At 37.8% G+C, this 16,439-nt stretch carries 18 protein-coding genes; 6 read left to right on the top strand and 12 right to left on the bottom strand.

The annotated features are described in order from the left end of the window. Positions 1-11: 11 nt before the first annotated feature. The 3 genes from HME9304_RS11750 (at position 12) to HME9304_RS11740 (ending at position 2,336) form a co-directional block, all read left to right on the top strand. Positions 12-1,106: a Nif3-like dinuclear metal center hexameric protein gene (locus tag HME9304_RS11750; protein WP_112378784.1), complete on the top strand. Its 1,095-nt coding sequence runs from the start codon at positions 12-14 to the stop codon at positions 1,104-1,106. 3 nt (positions 1,107-1,109) lie between these two features. Continuing rightward, positions 1,110-1,889: a zinc ribbon domain-containing protein gene (locus tag HME9304_RS11745; protein WP_112378783.1), complete on the top strand. Its 780-nt coding sequence runs from the start codon at positions 1,110-1,112 to the stop codon at positions 1,887-1,889. 66 nt (positions 1,890-1,955) lie between these two features. Further along, positions 1,956-2,336 carry a DUF4174 domain-containing protein gene (locus HME9304_RS11740; RefSeq protein WP_112378782.1) on the top strand — a complete coding sequence of 127 codons (381 nt, stop codon included), beginning with the start codon at positions 1,956-1,958 and terminating at the stop codon, positions 2,334-2,336. Here the strand turns inward: HME9304_RS11740 and HME9304_RS11735 are convergent. From HME9304_RS11735 to HME9304_RS11715, 5 genes are all read right to left on the bottom strand, one after another. Further along, positions 2,333-3,688 carry an FAD-dependent oxidoreductase gene (locus tag HME9304_RS11735; RefSeq protein ID WP_112378781.1) on the bottom strand — a complete coding sequence of 452 codons (1,356 nt, stop codon included), beginning with the start codon at positions 3,686-3,688 and terminating at the stop codon, positions 2,333-2,335. The genes HME9304_RS11740 and HME9304_RS11735 overlap by 4 nt on opposite strands. Positions 3,689-4,006: 318 nt before the next feature. Continuing rightward, positions 4,007-4,555 (bottom strand): ClpP family protease, encoded by a 549-nt coding sequence (locus HME9304_RS11730; protein WP_112378780.1) that lies wholly within the window; start codon positions 4,553-4,555, stop codon positions 4,007-4,009. 84 nt (positions 4,556-4,639) lie between these two features. Further along, on the bottom strand, positions 4,640-5,467 hold the full coding sequence (locus HME9304_RS11725; protein ID WP_112378779.1) for a mechanosensitive ion channel family protein: 828 nt from the start codon (positions 5,465-5,467) through the stop codon (positions 4,640-4,642). 23 nt (positions 5,468-5,490) lie between these two features. Further along, complete coding sequence (locus HME9304_RS11720; RefSeq protein ID WP_112378778.1) at positions 5,491-5,679, bottom strand: hypothetical protein; 189 nt, start codon at positions 5,677-5,679, stop codon at positions 5,491-5,493. Next, positions 5,680-6,306 carry an RNA polymerase sigma factor gene (locus tag HME9304_RS11715; protein WP_112378777.1) on the bottom strand — a complete coding sequence of 209 codons (627 nt, stop codon included), beginning with the start codon at positions 6,304-6,306 and terminating at the stop codon, positions 5,680-5,682. A gap of 93 nt (positions 6,307-6,399) precedes the next feature. Between HME9304_RS11715 and HME9304_RS11710 the strand changes: the two genes are divergently transcribed. Continuing rightward, positions 6,400-7,080 carry a hypothetical protein gene (locus tag HME9304_RS11710; RefSeq protein WP_112378776.1) on the top strand — a complete coding sequence of 227 codons (681 nt, stop codon included), beginning with the start codon at positions 6,400-6,402 and terminating at the stop codon, positions 7,078-7,080. A gap of 5 nt (positions 7,081-7,085) precedes the next feature. Here HME9304_RS11710 and HME9304_RS11705 read toward each other — a convergent pair whose 3' ends face one another. Continuing rightward, positions 7,086-8,231 carry an MFS transporter gene (locus HME9304_RS11705; protein WP_112378775.1) on the bottom strand — a complete coding sequence of 382 codons (1,146 nt, stop codon included), beginning with the start codon at positions 8,229-8,231 and terminating at the stop codon, positions 7,086-7,088. 124 nt (positions 8,232-8,355) lie between these two features. Between HME9304_RS11705 and HME9304_RS11700 the strand changes: the two genes are divergently transcribed. Next, on the top strand, positions 8,356-9,219 hold the full coding sequence (locus HME9304_RS11700; protein WP_112378774.1) for an AraC family transcriptional regulator: 864 nt from the start codon (positions 8,356-8,358) through the stop codon (positions 9,217-9,219). Between the two features lie 179 nt (positions 9,220-9,398). Here HME9304_RS11700 and HME9304_RS11695 read toward each other — a convergent pair whose 3' ends face one another. The 3 genes from HME9304_RS11695 to HME9304_RS11685 form a co-directional block, all read right to left on the bottom strand. Then, positions 9,399-10,454 carry a M12 family metallopeptidase gene (locus tag HME9304_RS11695; RefSeq protein ID WP_164674839.1) on the bottom strand — a complete coding sequence of 352 codons (1,056 nt, stop codon included), beginning with the start codon at positions 10,452-10,454 and terminating at the stop codon, positions 9,399-9,401. A 150-nt stretch (positions 10,455-10,604) separates the two neighbouring features. Beyond that, positions 10,605-11,879 (bottom strand): kynureninase, encoded by a 1,275-nt coding sequence (kynU, locus tag HME9304_RS11690; RefSeq protein ID WP_112378772.1) that lies wholly within the window; start codon positions 11,877-11,879, stop codon positions 10,605-10,607. 52 nt (positions 11,880-11,931) lie between these two features. Further along, on the bottom strand, positions 11,932-12,396 hold the full coding sequence (locus HME9304_RS11685) for a GNAT family N-acetyltransferase (protein ID WP_112378771.1): 465 nt from the start codon (positions 12,394-12,396) through the stop codon (positions 11,932-11,934). A gap of 68 nt (positions 12,397-12,464) precedes the next feature. On the opposite strand from HME9304_RS11685, the gene HME9304_RS11680 reads away from it, so the two are divergent. After that, entirely contained in the window at positions 12,465-13,106 is a 642-nt protein-coding gene (locus HME9304_RS11680; protein WP_112378770.1) for an O-methyltransferase, read from the top strand. Here HME9304_RS11680 and HME9304_RS11675 read toward each other — a convergent pair. The 3 genes from HME9304_RS11675 to HME9304_RS11665 form a co-directional block, all read right to left on the bottom strand. Beyond that, positions 13,060-13,644, bottom strand: a complete 585-nt coding sequence (locus HME9304_RS11675; protein WP_112378769.1) for a phosphatase PAP2 family protein — start codon at positions 13,642-13,644, stop codon at positions 13,060-13,062. The genes HME9304_RS11680 and HME9304_RS11675 overlap by 47 nt on opposite strands. A 3-nt stretch (positions 13,645-13,647) precedes the next feature. Continuing rightward, positions 13,648-13,926, bottom strand: a complete 279-nt coding sequence (locus HME9304_RS11670; RefSeq protein ID WP_112378768.1) for a Sec-independent protein translocase subunit TatA/TatB — start codon at positions 13,924-13,926, stop codon at positions 13,648-13,650. A 190-nt stretch (positions 13,927-14,116) separates the two neighbouring features. Continuing rightward, positions 14,117-16,432, bottom strand: a complete 2,316-nt coding sequence (locus tag HME9304_RS11665) for a M1 family metallopeptidase (RefSeq protein WP_112378767.1) — start codon at positions 16,430-16,432, stop codon at positions 14,117-14,119. Between the last annotated feature and the right edge of the window lie 7 nt (positions 16,433-16,439).

Here is a 16,439-nt window from a genome sequence, read left to right as displayed (position 1 = left end):
AGAAAACTCAAATGACCGTAAAGGATACCATAAAAATACTGGAAGAGATTGCCCCTTTGGCCCATGCAGAGGAGTTTGATAATGTTGGCCTTCTTGTTGGCGACCTTGCTACAGTTGTAGAAGGTATTTTAGTAACATTGGATACACTCGAAAATGTAATGGACGAAGCTATTGAGAAAAAATGTAACCTGATCATAAGTTTTCATCCTATAATTTTTAAAGGACTCAAAAAACTTACAGGTGATAATTATGTTGAGCGCACAGTATTAAAAGCCATTAAAAACGATATCGCAATTTATAGCATGCATACTGCTCTAGATAACAGCAACATGGGTGTTAATGCTAAAATTTGTGAGGTCTTGGGCATAAAACATCCTAAAATTCTTATCCCAAAAACAGGTACCATAAAAAAATTGACCACCTATGCTCCCGTAGCTAAAGCAACCACTATAAAATCCGCTCTATTCAGGGCCGGGGCAGGTGATATTGGGAATTATAGCAACTGCAGCTTTAGCACAGAAGGAGTAGGCAGTTTTAAAGCGGGCGGTGATTCAAACCCCACAATAGGGAAAATCGGTGAGATTCATTATGAAAAGGAAACGCAAATAAATGTTGTTTTCTCCTTTGAAAAGGAAAAAGAAATACTAACTGCCCTTTTTAAAGTGCATCCTTACGAAGAGGTAGCCTATGAAATCGTAAAATTGGAGAATCCCAATCAGCATATCGGTATGGGAATGGTGGGCCATCTTGAAACAGAGATGGATGAAAAACAGTTTTTGAACCTGGTCAAGGAAAAAATGAACGCATCTGTTATCCGCCATTCACAGTTTCTTGATAAAAAAGTAAAGAAAGTAGCTGTCTTAGGAGGCAGTGGCTCATTTGCAATTTCGGCAGCCAAAAAAGCATCTGCCGATGTATTTATTACCGCGGACCTAAAATATCACCAGTTTTACGAAGCAGAAAAAGAACTTCTGATAGTTGATATTGGGCACTTTGAAACTGAGCAGTTTACAAAAGATTTATTGGTTGATTATCTTATCAAAAAAATTCCTAATTTTGCAATCTCTTTATCGGAGAGCATAACAAATCCCATCAAGTATTTATAATATATGGCCAATAAGAAAGAAAACACTGTGGAAGAAAAATTAAGAGCATTGTATGACCTACAGCTTATCGATTCCAGAGTTGATGAAATACGCAATGTTAGAGGTGAATTACCATTGGAAGTACAGGACTTGGAAGATGACGTTCTCGGCCTTAAAACGCGTATGGACAAATTGAAGACCGATGTAGAAACGGTAAATTTTGAAATTACTGCCAAGAAAAATCTTATTGAAGAGTCCAAAGCACTCATTAAGAAATATGCCGAGCAGCAAAAAAATGTTAGAAACAGCCGCGAATTCAATTCTTTGAGCAAGGAAGTCGAGTTTCAGGAACTGGAAATTCAACTGGCAGAAAAAAACATTAAAGAGTTCAAAGCCCAAATAGAACAGAAGAAAGAGGTCATCGCCGAAACCAAAGAGAGGCTTACAGAAAGAGAAGGCCACCTTAAACATAAGAAAAGTGAATTGGATGCTATTCTTGCCGAGACGGAAAAGGAAGAAAAAGCACTCTTGAAAAAGTCCGAGGAATTTGAGGAAAAAATTGAAGACCGTTTGATACAGGCTTACAAGAGAATTCGCCACAATGTTAAAAATGGTTTGGCCGTTGTTCCAGTTGAAAGAGGCGCTTCAGGTGGTTCTTTCTTTACCATACCACCACAGATACAGGTAGAAATAGCTACCCGCAAAAAGATTATCACAGATGAGCATAGTGGAAGAATACTAGTAGACCCAATGCTTGCAGAAGAAGAGCAGGCAAGAATGCAAAAAATGTTTGCAAAAATCTAAACCAAAGATTTTTCATAAAAAACAGAGTCACCTTTTGGGTGGCTTTTTTATTGCTTACTTTTAAGAATGAAACTTTTGGTTGCAATAGCTGCTTTTCTGATGACATATACTATCTCTTCCCAAGACCTCGCTACATTCAAATGGCAAAAAAGATTGGTTGTTTTGGTCAGTTCCAATTGGGAATCTGAACCTGTGCAAGAACAGCTCAATCTTTTTGATTTGAACAAAAAGGAGATTGAGGAACGGGAACTATTGCTAATCAAACTTTCCCCACTTTCCAAGGAACTGAAAAATTATGGGATAGATAAAAGTTTTAAGGGTGTTCTTCTTATAGGTAAGGACGGTGAATTAAAGTCCAGATACAATATGGTCGTACAACCATCAACACTATTTGAATTGGTGGATAATATGCCAATGCGCCAAGCGGAAATACGAAATAGGCATTAGATTTGATCAACTGGGAGCAAATTCAATATTTTATTTTCCACCGCTTCAGAATCCCAATTAGACTCAATTTCGGGCATGGACATGACTCTTTGCATAATTTCTTCTTGCCTATCCCCTATCGCCAAGGCTTCGGCATAAGGTCTTTCCGAGAAAGTTACACGACTATAAACCGGTATCCATTTATCAGGGTATTTTTCCGCAAACTTTTTTTCAATTTTCTTTTGTAACAGAAATTTGGGGTCTGCGGTTTTATGGCTCATTTCCATAAAATTTCTATAACTGAGCTCCGCAATGGCATCTGCATTTGGTTTACGGTTTTTTTGATATTTGTCAAAAATCAGTTCCCAATTGTCGCCGTGGTCTTCCATCAATTCGTTCAACTCATAAATATCCTCAAAACCTGCGTTCATCCCCTGCCCGTAAAATGGAACAATGGCATGTGCCGAGTCTCCAACCAGAGCTACTTTGTTCCAGTAGGTCCAAGGATAACATTTCATGGTCACCATGGCGCTGGTTGGGTTCTTGAAGAAATCCTCTATGAGGTTTTCTATTTCTTTTCTTACGTTGGGAAAATAGGTCTTGAAAAAAGTCTTTGCCTCTTTTTTATTGGTAATTTTTTCAAAAGAAACATCTCCTTCAAACGGCAAAAACAGAGTGCAGGTAAAACTTCCATCTATATTTGGCATGGCTATCAACATAAATTTTCCCCTAGGCCAAATATGGAAGGAATTTTTATCGAGTTTATGTGTTCCATCTTCATTGGGCGGAATGGTCAGCTCTTTATATCCTACATCTATAAAGTCTTGGGAGTAATCGAACCTACTACGACGTTGCATTTTATGACGTACCCTGGAAAAAGCGCCATCGCACCCAAAAATCAAATCATATTGATATTCTTTCCATTCACTTTTTTCAGATACTCCCGTAAAGATTTTAGCCTCTGGCAGATCAACGTCCCATACTTTTTCATTGAATCGGAACTGTGCTCCTGCTTCTTCTGCCAAGTCAATCATCCTCCTGTTGAGGATACCGCGAGAAATGGACCAAATTGCCTCTCCTTCTTTACCATATTTCTGAAAATAAACAGGTTTTTCATTAACGTGCATAGCACGTTTATCGAGCGGAATGGCGATTTCCTTTATTTCATCTTCCAAACCTACTTTTCTAAGTGACCTCCATCCCCTATTGCTCATCGCAAGATTTATGGAACGACCTGAAAATTCGATGGTTCTAATATCCGGTCTTCTATCGAATACTGTTACGGAATGTCCTTTTTTCTTTAAATAAATTGCTAGAAGGGAGCCCACCAAACCTGAACCGATGATGGCTATATTTTTTGAAGTCTGTACCATACCTGCCCGAGGGCCAATTCTTATTAAGCTTTAAAATTACGGAAAATTGAAATATTTAAATGAAATCCCAGTACAAAGCTTCAAATTGACCAGCCTAAACTATTGCGCTGTTGGAACAAAGAAAAAACACTTATTATCTTGGCACATTCTTGCTCCTTAATTTCACTTTTTTTTAACGAGTTATCATAAGCTTTTGGTACTAAAGTTGACGTATATATAGAGAATATTCCGCTTAGGCGCCCATATATATGTAAAAAGTCCTTCACAAAATTTGTGAAGGACTTTTTCCCTTTAATAGGGTGTAGTACTAATTAGGGGTTATGCTAATATTCCGTCTACAATGCCATATTCCACGGATTCTTCCGCTCCCATCCAATAATCGCGATCAAAATCCTTCATGATCTTATCAAAGTCCTGTCCGCAATTTTCAGCCAAGATTCTTGCACCAAGCTCTTTGGTCTTGATAATTTCTTTTGCCTGTATTTCTATATTGGAAGCCTGACCGCCTGCACCGCCGCTTGGCTGATGAATCATTACACGAGCATGTGGTTGAATAAACCTTCTTCCCTTTTCACCTACGGACAATAGTATAGAGCCCATCGAAGCCGCTAAACCTGAACATACCGTAGATACGGGGCTCTTTATTTGCTTGATCGTATCATAAATTGTGAAACCTGAGGTAACATAACCTCCCGGACTATTGATAATAAGCTGAATTTCCTCATTATTCTGCAAATCCAAATATATGAGGCGGTCGACAACATGTTTTGCAGAATCATCATCTACTTGGCCCCACAAAAATACTTTTCGCTCGCTTAATAGTTTCTCTTGAATCAATTCTTGTACTTTTCCTTTTTTTGAACTCATTTTTTATATGTTGAAGGTTTCAAAATTAATCAAATTCCGACGAAGTTTTGCTTAGACCGCTTCTCATTCTTTAAATAAGAAATATTATGATTTTATCTCAACACTACCCGATACTACATCTTTGATGGGAATAACAAATTTTCCTTTTTTGGTTACCAAAGTCAAGCTATTGTTCTCTATGGCCTCTATTGTTCCTGAAGTTTCCCCAATAACTACTTTATCGCCAACAGCATACGTTCTTCTTGTGTAAAAAGAACGTAAAAGATCGGTGATGATTTCTCTAGATCCCAGCCCAAGACCTATGGCAAATGCTAACAGAAAAGAACCAAGGATAAGGGTAATATTGTTGGTGATGATGGTTGTGTCTATTCCTGCTTGGTTTAGAGCGGTGATGGAAATAAAGATTACTATGATATAGAAGAGCATATTACTGACAATATTGGACCCACTGAATTCCAATGAATCAAACAATTTTTTCACGGTTGTTTTAATAAAGTTGCCGATGTAAAGTCCTATCATCACCAATGCCAAAGCACTAAAAAGCCTAGGTAAATAGCGAAGAAGGTTCCCTATTTCCGTAGAGATGATTTCCCAGCTTAATATATCTGCCGCAACAATCAAGAATACCAATATCAATATCCATTTTACAAACCCAAGAATTACTTTAATGATGTCGATTTTAAAGTCCCCTTTGCCAAAAAGGTCCATTTCATTTATCTTATCGCTCAACGTATTGACTTTGGCAAGCTTCAAAACTTTTCCCAATAGGAAAAGGACAATTTTGGTAATCAACCATCCTATGATAAGAATGATCAAAGCCCCGATAATTTTAGGCAAGGCCAATGCCACGTCCCTACCCATAGCAGACAAGGAATTGAATGTCAATGTCTTCCACTCATTAATTGTTTCCATAATTATAGTTTTATAGTGTTGTATTAATTATTTTTTTCTGTTTTGAAAAGTTTGCGCAAGGCCGAACCGATATTAAAGGAGAAGAGTGACGCCAAATCCATAATCAATTTAGCGGCCGCTATATCGTTCATCACTTTTTTCTTCATTCCAGGGGGTACTTCCCGTAACGAAGCTTCCAGTTCTTTAAATGGGTTTCTCTTTTGCTTAGCCATCTATAACGTATCGTAGATTTCAACTAATTTCTTCTTTGCCCTTTTCAATCGCATTTTTACTGCACTATCGCCAATTTCCATTAAGGCCATGAGTTCTTTTATGGTTGCGCCATCTTGGTATTTCAACAATAAGAGTGACCTTTCTTCGGCAGACACCAGTTCCATTGCATCTTTTAGTTTGCTTGCCTTCATTTCGTAAAGACTTTGATCGGATATTTCATCCGTCAGCTTATACTCTGAATCATTGACAGGAACTGATTTATCACTCATCTTTCGTTGCTTACTTCTATTTACATAATTCACACAAAAATTATAGGTAAAAGAATATAACCAAGTGGAGAACTTGGATTTTCCCTTAAAAAGTTTCAGTTTAATGAAAAGCTGTAAAAAAACATCTTGTGTTAAATCTTCAGCTTCATCTTGTGATCTGGAAAACCCATAGCATTTATTGTAGACCATTTTAGCATAGCGGTCGTACAACTTCCCAAATAACAAAGGATTGTTGTTCAATACTATCCGCTCCACCAATTCCTCATCCGATAAATGGGCATACGGATCATCTGCCTGTGATAATTTCTTGTCCAGGTCGTTTACAAGGATAAGAAACAGCTTTTTAAAAAAAGTCACTTCCTGGGCATTTTGAGGTTCAATTGTAATTCTTTGTAGAAACGGACTACAAGATAATTTAAAATGCCATTATATTTGGAATAAATTCGCATTATGAAATTTATCTGTCTTTTTACATTCTCATTGTTTTTGATGGTTATCTCGTGTAAGACCGAATCAAAAAAAGCTGAACCGGAAACAAGCAAAGAAATCACTATCCTTGAAAAAATTGCAAATGCACATGGTTATGAAAACTGGAAATCTGTCAAAAAATTCACTTTTACATTCAATGTGGACAGGGACACGACCCATTTTGAACGGACCTGGGTCTGGAAACCGAAGCTGAACCACGTCACTGCTATTTTTCAAAATGATACGTTGACCTATGATAGAAAATCAATGGACAGTATCGCGGAAAAGACCAATGCAGGATTTATAAATGACCGGTATTGGATTTTAGCTCCGTTCAATCTTGTCTGGGATGCAAATAACTTTACCCATGAACATTTTAAGAACGAAACTTCCCCAATAAGTCAAGAACCAATGCAAAAACTGACAATCTTATATGGTAAAAAAGGAGGTTATACCCCTGGAGATGCATACGACTTCTATTTTAAAGATGACTTTATTATTCGTGAATGGGTATTTAGAAAAGCAAATCAAACTGAGCCTTCAATGACTACTACATGGGAGGATTATGTAGATATAAAAGGTTTAAAATTGGTTCGGGAACATAAAAAAGCGGAAGGCGGCTTCAGTCTTAACTTTACTAATTTGAATGTACAAATGGAATAAAGCTTCTAGGTATTTCTTTTCAAGACAAAAGTCGTCAATAAAACAAGTATTGTGCAACCCAATAGTAGAATAAAGCTAAGTTTTAGAGAAGCGGTTTCTGCAAGAAAACCGAGAATTACAGGACCAAGTAAAAAACCGGTATATCCAGTGCCTGCTATAAAAGAAACGCCTTGGGCAGAGTCAACTCCCTTTACATTTCCTCCAATCCTGAACAATTCCGGAACTATTACGGAAAATCCAAGCCCATTTAAAGCGAAACCGATTATTGCTAAAATTGTCTCTTCTGAAAGTACTAGCAAATAACCTAAAATGGCAATCAATGAGCCAAGGGCAACTATCTTTATGGAGCCTATTCTGGCGCTAATCCCGTCACCTAAAAATCTACCTAAGGTCATTGCTGTAGAGAATGCCAAAAAGCCTGATCCAATTAGAACTTCCGGTGCCAAGGTCACTTCCTTTAAATAAAGTCCGCTCCAATCAACAATAGCTCCCTCACTGCCCATTGCCATAAAACCGATGATACCCAACAGAAACAGTGGTTTAAACAATTTTAAGCTAAATGGCTCTTTATCAACAGGGGCAGAAACGATATTCTTATAGTTTTTGCAAACTAAAAGATTAATTAAGAAGATAATCGCCACGGTGACACCCATATGCAAAGCAGGATTTCCTATTATCGGAATTAAAAAACTTCCAAGACCCACTATTACGCCTCCCAAGCTAAAAAAACCATGAGCAGCAGACATAAAGTTCTGCTTATCCTCTTTCTCTATTTCCGTAACCAGTGTATTCATGGAAATATCCGTGAGACCGTTAGAAATGCCAAACAGAAAAAGAGAAACCATCAACAAGTAGTAATTGGGCACCAATAGCGGGAACAATGCAGTAATACTGCTCAAAACCACTCCCAACCAAGTAGCCTTACCTACACCAAGCTTGTTTATAATTTTTGATGCCAAAGGAAATATGGCAAAAACGCCCAAAGACAGACAGAAAATAGCAATTCCCAAATCAGCTTTGTCAATATCCAATTTATCTTTTACGGTTGGAATATATATGGCCCAAGTACCAAACCAAATATTTAAACTGGCAAAAACCCAAGCAGGGGCAAAATACCTTGGATCGGAAAAAATGAGCTTTAGTGACTTCATAAGGACTAATCTTCTTACAAATTAACTAAGTGCAGTATAGATTTTCTAGAATAAACTATTCCATAAATAAGACATTTTATTCTAATTCCAGTTATTTAAAAAACTATTTGGATAGTTTTACTATATGAAACCAATGTTAGAGGCAATCAATGTAGCCACAAATACTTCTTTTAAAATAGAGACTTATAGTGCAACCAGCTATTGTGAGTCCACTGGATGGCATATTCATCCAGAATTTGAACTGGTCTATGTTAAAAACGGATCAGGTCAACTCCATATCGGTTCAAAAAAAAGACAGTATACCAATGGTGTTCTTGTGCTGTTGGGAGGAAATATTCCACATGCAGATTTTGGCAATAAGGACTTTAAAGATAACCTAGAAGTTGTCGTTCAATTCAAAAAAGATTTTTTGGAAGAAAGATTGAAAGCTTTTCCAGAATTGGAAGGAGTCAAACAGCTGATCGAAAAATCGAGACATGTGCTAATTTTTGATGAAGAAACCAAAAATATAGTGTCGGACAAGTTTGAAAATTTTCACAATCTCGAAAACCAAGGAAAGTTGGTCAACCTGCTTTCTATTTTTGATTATTTATCCACTTATGGTGTTTCCAGAAATTTATTCGATACAATTCCCCTAAATAAGTATAGAAAAGATGAGATATGGAGATTGGAACAAGCTTTTGAATACGTAAACGGAAATTATAACAAGATAATTTCAGTCATGGAAATATCAGCTAAATTAGGCCTTACGCCCAACTCGTTCTGCAGATTTTTCAAAAAAATGACCCATCGCAATTTTATAGATTTTGTTAATGAGTTTAGAATTGAAAAAGCAATCGAACATTTTAATGCCAATAACACTGTCATTGCCGAAGCCATGTATAAGTCGGGGTTTAATGACCCCTCTTATTTTACCAGACAATTTAAGAGATACCAAGGCATTACACCTACAAACTACCTAAAATTAAAATATGGTGAAAGTTCATAGTACTGTTTGATGGCTTAAAGAACATCAAAAAAATATGGGCAAGTGTTTAATGTAAAAAAGAGGATGTTCAAAAGTAGTTTAAAGAGTCAATATTATAATGACTAAAAATGAACTGTATTCAAAACATCCCCTCTATTTTATAACCAGACAATTTGTCTTAGAGTTAACCCCAGTTATTATTAATTACATCTTGTTATAAAATTCCATCTGGTAAAATCCCTTTCGTACAAACTTCCAAAATAGGTAACTCTGTCCCCTACAGAATATCTTGTAGAACTAGACCATTCGGCCACACCGTTACAAGGGTCTGTGGGATTGGGATTCGTAGCGGGGTATAATGAATTTGTACCCTGAATGTCCAAAGCAGAAATTCTTGCCTGTCGCTGTGGCAACAAATTACCGTTTAAATCCGTGATGGTGGGCTGTCCATTTTTACTAAATGTAAAACTACCGTACATCATGGTCGAATTTATATCGAATTGACCTGTAAGGAATATGGCCGAATTACTTTTAAAAAATTGATCTTCTGCACCATTCTGGATGTTTTCAAAGTTAATAATGACAAAATCGTCCCGATCCGAGCGATTTTGCTCGTGGATATAGCCTAAGGTATGTCCAATTTCATGGATAATGACTACTGCGGTTGCCCTGGTACCCAATCGGATAAAACCTCTTGAGCCGTTCATTCCCAGTGTGGCAACACCAGAATTACTGTTGGCTCCCGAAGAAGAAATGGTCACGTAATTGGACTGATTTGTCCTTTCTTTGAAAGTGACGTTGGTTTTGCTCGTCCATTCATCAAAAGATCTTTGAAGTTCGGAACGTACCGAAGAGCTCAATCCATTGATCACGTAATACACTACACCATCGGTCCATTTTCGGACACCACCACCCAATGCCAAATCGGATTGACTTGCATCTGGTTTTGGATTTATCTCAAAAACATCTGGACTATCCGATAGTTGTTCTTCGAACAATCTTAAATCACTCCCCGCAAGACTGTAGGTTCCGTCTTCTTCGAGTTTCACTTTTACTTCGGTTCCCAAAAAGTATTTGGTGATAAAATCAGTATCCTGATCGATCGTGGACACTTCTTCATTTGGGGATGTAGCATTTTGGTCTTCATCAACATCATTTGTTTCACAGGAAACGATGGACGAAACCACGGTCATTGCTAAAACCAGCATAGTGTTCAGGCTGGTTTTTAGCCTCTTTTTTTCATTTTTAAATTTCATGTTCATATAAGTTTTTGGGGTTAAAACTTAAATATGTACGTAAGAAAAACAATTATGGTAAGTGACTACTGCATCTTTTCGATAAACCGCTTGTATTTATTTTATTGCAGTGCGATATATTGGAAGTAGTACCGTATACGTTGAAGAATATTAATTTTGATTCAAAAGAATTCCTTCTTTCAAAATCTGACCAAAATTGTACATGTCCTCAAATGAACAATAGAAGGGCGCTGGAGCCAACCGTATTACATTGGGTTCTCGCCAATCGGTAATTACACCATTTTTCATAAGATAGTCAAATAAGGACCTCCCCTCCCCATGTAAAAAAACCGAAAGTTGACATCCCCGCTCCATCGGCGTAATGATTTCAAAAGAACTTTCTACTTCTTTGTCAATTTCAGCTAAGATAAATTCAAGATAGGCTACAATTTTCCTTTGCTTATCGATCAAGGTATCCATCCCTACTTCATCAAATAATTCCAAGGAAGCTAGATAAGGTGCAATTGATAGAATAGGAGGATTGCTTAATTGCCAAGCATCAGCAGTTTCAATAGGGTCAAACTCTGGCTGCATTAAAAAACGAGTATCTTTTTTTGTACCCCACCAGCCTTCAAAACGGGGAATATCTTTTTTGTCCAGATATCTTTCGTTCACAAAGATTCCCGAAGCGTTCCCTGGTCCGCTGTTCATGTATTTGTAACTGCACCACGCCGCAAAATCGGCATTCCAATCGTGCAGCTTCAATTTCACATTACCAACAGCATGTGCCAAATCCCAACCCACAAATGCACCTACAGATTTCCCTACTCTTGTTATGGCTTCCATATCAAGCACTTGGCCATTATAATAGTTGACTCCGCCCAACAAGACCAAAGCTAGCTCGTCTCCTACTTCGTTGATTTTATCAAGGATATCCTCAGTCCTCCAAGCATGCTCTCCCTCTCTTTTTTTTACCTCGATGATAGCGTCACTTGAATCAAAACCATGAAATTTTACTTGACTTTGCAACATATATTGATCAGAGGGAAATGCTTTTTCCTCGCAGATAATCTTGTAACGCTTTTTATTTGGTCTATAAAAAGACACCATCAATAAATGAAGATTAACTGTCAACGTATTCATGACAGAAATTTCATGGGCACCTGCCCCTACAACCTTGCCCAAACCTTCTGCCAAAAGTTCGTGATATTCCCACCAAGGCTTTTCTGCATAGAAATGACCTTCTACAGCCAACTCCCGCCAATCTTTCATAACCTCATCCACAAATTTTTGGGTACGTTTGGGTTGCAATCCCAAGGAATTTCCCGTAAAATAGATTACATCCTTTTTATTTACTTGTGGGAAATGGAATTCTTGCCTGTATTTTGATAGTTTATCCTCAGCATCCAATTGCTGTGCAAATTCTAGGGAATTTTGAAAAATCATAGCTTTTCTACTTCAAAAAGTGTTATTTGTAAAGCTACTCGTTCTCTGTGGATTATTCCAAACGCATTTCCACTAAATGACTTTTAAAGCCTACTTTCCCATAGGCCCTTATAGCAGGAACATTCTCTGCGTAGACAGTCAATCGTATTTCTTTGAACCCCCTTGCATGTGACCAGTGCTTCAATTCCTCCACAATTTTGGAATTTATTCCTTTTCCCCTATGGTCAGGATGCGTGTACATAAAACCCAAATAAGCATAATATTCATGATTAAGATAATGCCTTGCTTTTTTTCGTATGGCATACCCTGATGAAATAATTTTTCCATCTGTTTCGGCGACAATAACTTTGGAATCTTCATCCAAAATCATCTTTTTTATGTCATAATAACTAATTGGGTCGTTTCCCAAAGTAACATCGAAGGGTCTTTCTGCCTTTATCAACTCTTGTTCAAATTCAAGGAGTGTCGATAAGTCTTCCAAAGTTGCATTTCTTATTATTAAATCAGATGAAGCCATGATTTGTATTTAAATGAGAACTGAAATTCTAATGTAGTTCTTTTCTATATTTTTACGAAAATTTACACATGCATTTCCTATCTGAATCCTTAGAAAATTATATAAATAATAATTCTGAAACAGAACCCGATATTTTAAGGGAATTGACCAGGGAAACCCATTTAAAAGTGGTTCAGCCCAGAATGATCACAGGACATTTTCAAGGGAGGGTCTTAAGTCTGCTTTCAAAAATAATTTCCCCAAAACATATTTTGGAAATTGGGACCTACACGGGCTACTCTGCAATCAGTTTGGCCGAGGGGCTGAAGGAAAATGGAGCATTGCATACTATAGAAATCAATGAAGAGCTCTATAAAATGCAACGGAAGTATTTTGATAAAAGTGGTTTTGGTTCGATGATAAAACAACATACTGGTGATGCGCTGGATATTGTCCCAAAATTGGATATTTATTTTGATCTAATATTTATCGATGCCCAAAAAATAAATTATGATGCCTATTTTGAAGCTGTAATCAAAAAGACAAAGCCTGGAAGTGTAATTCTTTCTGACAATGTGTTGTGGTCCGGAAAAGTTATTGAACCTGTTTCAAATTCCGATAAAGCGACTGCCGCTTTAATTGCTTACAATCAAAAATTAAAAAATGACCCGAGGGTCGAAACTGTTATTCTACCCGTGAGGGACGGGTTGACTTTAAGTAGGGTGGTATAAAACGATTGTACAGCTTATAAAAAAGCAATCCAGAAAAAATACCTACCAGCGCACCAACAATAATATCGACCGGATAATGAACGCCTACGTAAATTCTACTGGTAGCGAACAACATCGGCCAAATAAAAAACAAGACGACCCACTTCAATTTTTTCCGAAGGAAAAGAAATATAAGAACGGTTATCGAAAATGAGCTGGCCGCATGTCCTGAGAAAAAACTAAAGTCCGTAGGGCTTTTAAGTATACGAATCAGTGTATTGATTTCCTCTGTATTGTTGGGACGGAGCCTTGCAACGGCTGTTTTGGTCAAATCTGTAATGAATATAATAAAAGCCACAAGACATAAAACGGTAAGCAGTTTATACAGTGCTTCCAAAATAGGAAATTTTAAAAAAAGAAGTGCGATGAACAATATGAAGAGGGGAATCCAAGTAGTGATACTTGTTACCGTGGACCAAAAGACATCGTAATCTTCAATGCCCAAACTATTGAGATAGACGAACGTGTCCCTGTCCCATTCAAGAATTTTTTTTAACATACGCTATTTTGTACTTCTTTTTACAGCCCCGGTCACTTCATCAACATTTTTCTTTACTTCTTCCAATTCTTTCCTGATGTCTTTTGTAAAATCTGTATCAATGCCTTGTTTGTCAGCACTTTTCTGAATTTCGCGCTTAATGTCATCGGTCGCATCCCTTAATTGTCGCATCCCTTTTCCCAGGCCTTTGGCAATACCGGGAATTTTATCCGCACCAAATACCATGACCACAATAAAGAGGATGAAAAAGATTTCTGCGCCGCTTATAAATAAAAAATGCATGGACAAATATAATCAGAAGTTGGTTGGAAAATAAAAAGAGCCTGTCTAAAAAGGTATATTTTAAATAAAATGTCACATCGAGCGGAGTCGAGATGTATTCAAAATCAAGATGTTAAAGTTCTTGACTCCGCTCGAATTGACAGTGGAAACATCTTTTTAGATGGCCTCCTTAGAAACTTCACTGTATTTTTTATTCGCCCTTGATATTTTCCTTGAATTTATCAAAGTCTGATTTTTCTTCCTTCATCGGCCAAGAATTATTGGTTGTATCGATATCCGCAGTCTCCAGTTTAGGATCTATTACAATCCCCACCAACTCTTTTTGTGAAGATATAACGCGGCTTACCTCAGCATCGTTCTTTCTCCATATTTCTGCAGGATAGGTTATATTTTCCTTGCTACCATCGGCATATGTATATTCAACTATCAGCGGCATGGGCATACCTCCCGGCTTATCAAAAGTAACTTCGTAAAAGTATTTTGGTTCTTTGACCTGTGCTCTTTCTGATTCAGTCATGTTGTCCATCATAAATTCTTTCAAATTTTTAGACGTTTCTGTTGGTGATTTTCCCTTAAGTTCGGGTGTAAAATCCTCACTGTCCTCCTCTGCCAAGTATACTAAGGGCGGCATATCGGCCTCAGTTAAGTTTCTGTCGGCCATATACTTTTCCATTTCTTTGGTAGGAGTATTGGAAACATAGTATTTTTTGACTCCTTTTACACCTATATCAACGTAATCAGTAGTATAGAACCATCCCCTCCAAAACCAATCAAGGTCTACAGCGGAAGCATCTTCCATGGTTCGGAAAAAATCCTCTGGTGTAGGGTGCTTAAATTTCCAGCGCTGGGCGTAAGTTTTAAATGCATGATCAAACAGTTCCTTGCCCATCACCGTCTCACGTAGAATGTTAAGGCCGGTTGCCGGTTTTCCATAGGCATTGGGTCCCAGTTTGTATACGTTTTCTGGATTGGACATGATGGGGGACATAAAATCTTGGTCTCCGCTCATATATGGAACTATTTTTTCCGGAGCGCCTCTACGTGACGGATAATTCGCATTGGGAGCAATCACATCGGGATAATTTTTACCAAACTCTTGTTCGGCCAAATATTGCATAAAGGTATCAAGGCCCTCATCCATCCATCCCCACTGGCGTTCATCGGAATTTACGATCATTGGAAAAAAGTTATGACCGACCTCATGGATAATTACACTGATCATCCCATATTTGGTTCTGTCAGAATAGGTACCATCCTCATTGGGCCGTCCGTAATTCCAACAAATCATGGGATATTCCATACCTTGATTTTTTGCATGGACAGATATCGCTTTGTGATAAGGATAATCAAAAGTATGTTTGGAATATGTTTCCAACGTTTGTACAACAGCCTTTGTGGATTGTTCTTCCCAAAGTGGATTTCCTTCTTTTGGATATAGCGAAACCGCCATGACATCTTTACCTCCAACTTTCACGGCCTGCATGTCCCAGATAAATTTTCTGGAAGTGGCAAAACCATAATCACGCACATTCGTCGCCTTGAATTTCCATGTTTTTTTCTTATCTGAAAATCCTTTTTCAGCAGCTTCAGCTTCAGCCTGCGATACAATGATAACGGGTTTATCATAGGATTTTGAAGCTTCCTTGTAACGCTTCATCATTTCTTTTGAAAAGACCTCGTCCCTGTTCTGCAACACTCCCGTTGCATCCAAAACATGATCGGCGGGAACGGTAATGTTTACATCATAATTTCCAAACGGTAGCGCAAATTCACCACTTCCCCAGAACTGATGGTTTTGCCAACCTTCAACATCGCTGTAAACTGCCATTCTTGGAAAGAATTGTGCGATAACATAGGCACGATTACCATCTTTTGCAAAATATTCGTAACCTGAGCGGGCCCTATCCACAGTATGGTCAGGAATGTTGTACCACCACTTAATGGAAAAGGACATTTTTTCACCACTTTTTAGCGGTTGGGGAATGTTCAAACGCATCATGGTCTGGTTTATCGTGTATGATAAAGGTTTACCATTGCTATCTTTCACAAACTCAATATTGAAACCACCATCAAAAGGGCCAGTTACATATGTTTTGGCAAAATTTCCCGCAGTGTACGCAAAATTTACGCCATCGCCATTTCGCAAAAGGGATTTTGAATCTTTGGTACGTACATTTTGATCCAATTGCACCCAAAGGAATTCCAGATCATCAGGTGAATTATTGTGGTACGTAATAGTTTCCTCTCCATAGATTTTGGCATTTTTATCGTCCAATTCTATGTTCATTTTATAATCTGCCTGTTGCTGGTAGTAATCCGGTCCTGGTGCTCCAGAAGCAGAACGATAAGTGTTGGGAGTTGAAAACTCCTCGTACAACTGTTTGAATTTGCTTTGATTATAGTGGCCGGGCTTGCGCTCTTCTTTGGCTTCTCCTTCTTCCTGCGCTATGGCCATAGCACCAAAAAGGAATAATAAAGAAGCAAAACAATACTTGATTTTGTTCATTTTTGTT

Source organism: Flagellimonas maritima, assembly GCF_003269425.1.
Taxonomy (GTDB): Bacteria; Bacteroidota; Bacteroidia; order Flavobacteriales; family Flavobacteriaceae; genus Flagellimonas; species Flagellimonas maritima.
This window is presented reverse-complemented; position numbering and strand designations above follow the sequence as displayed.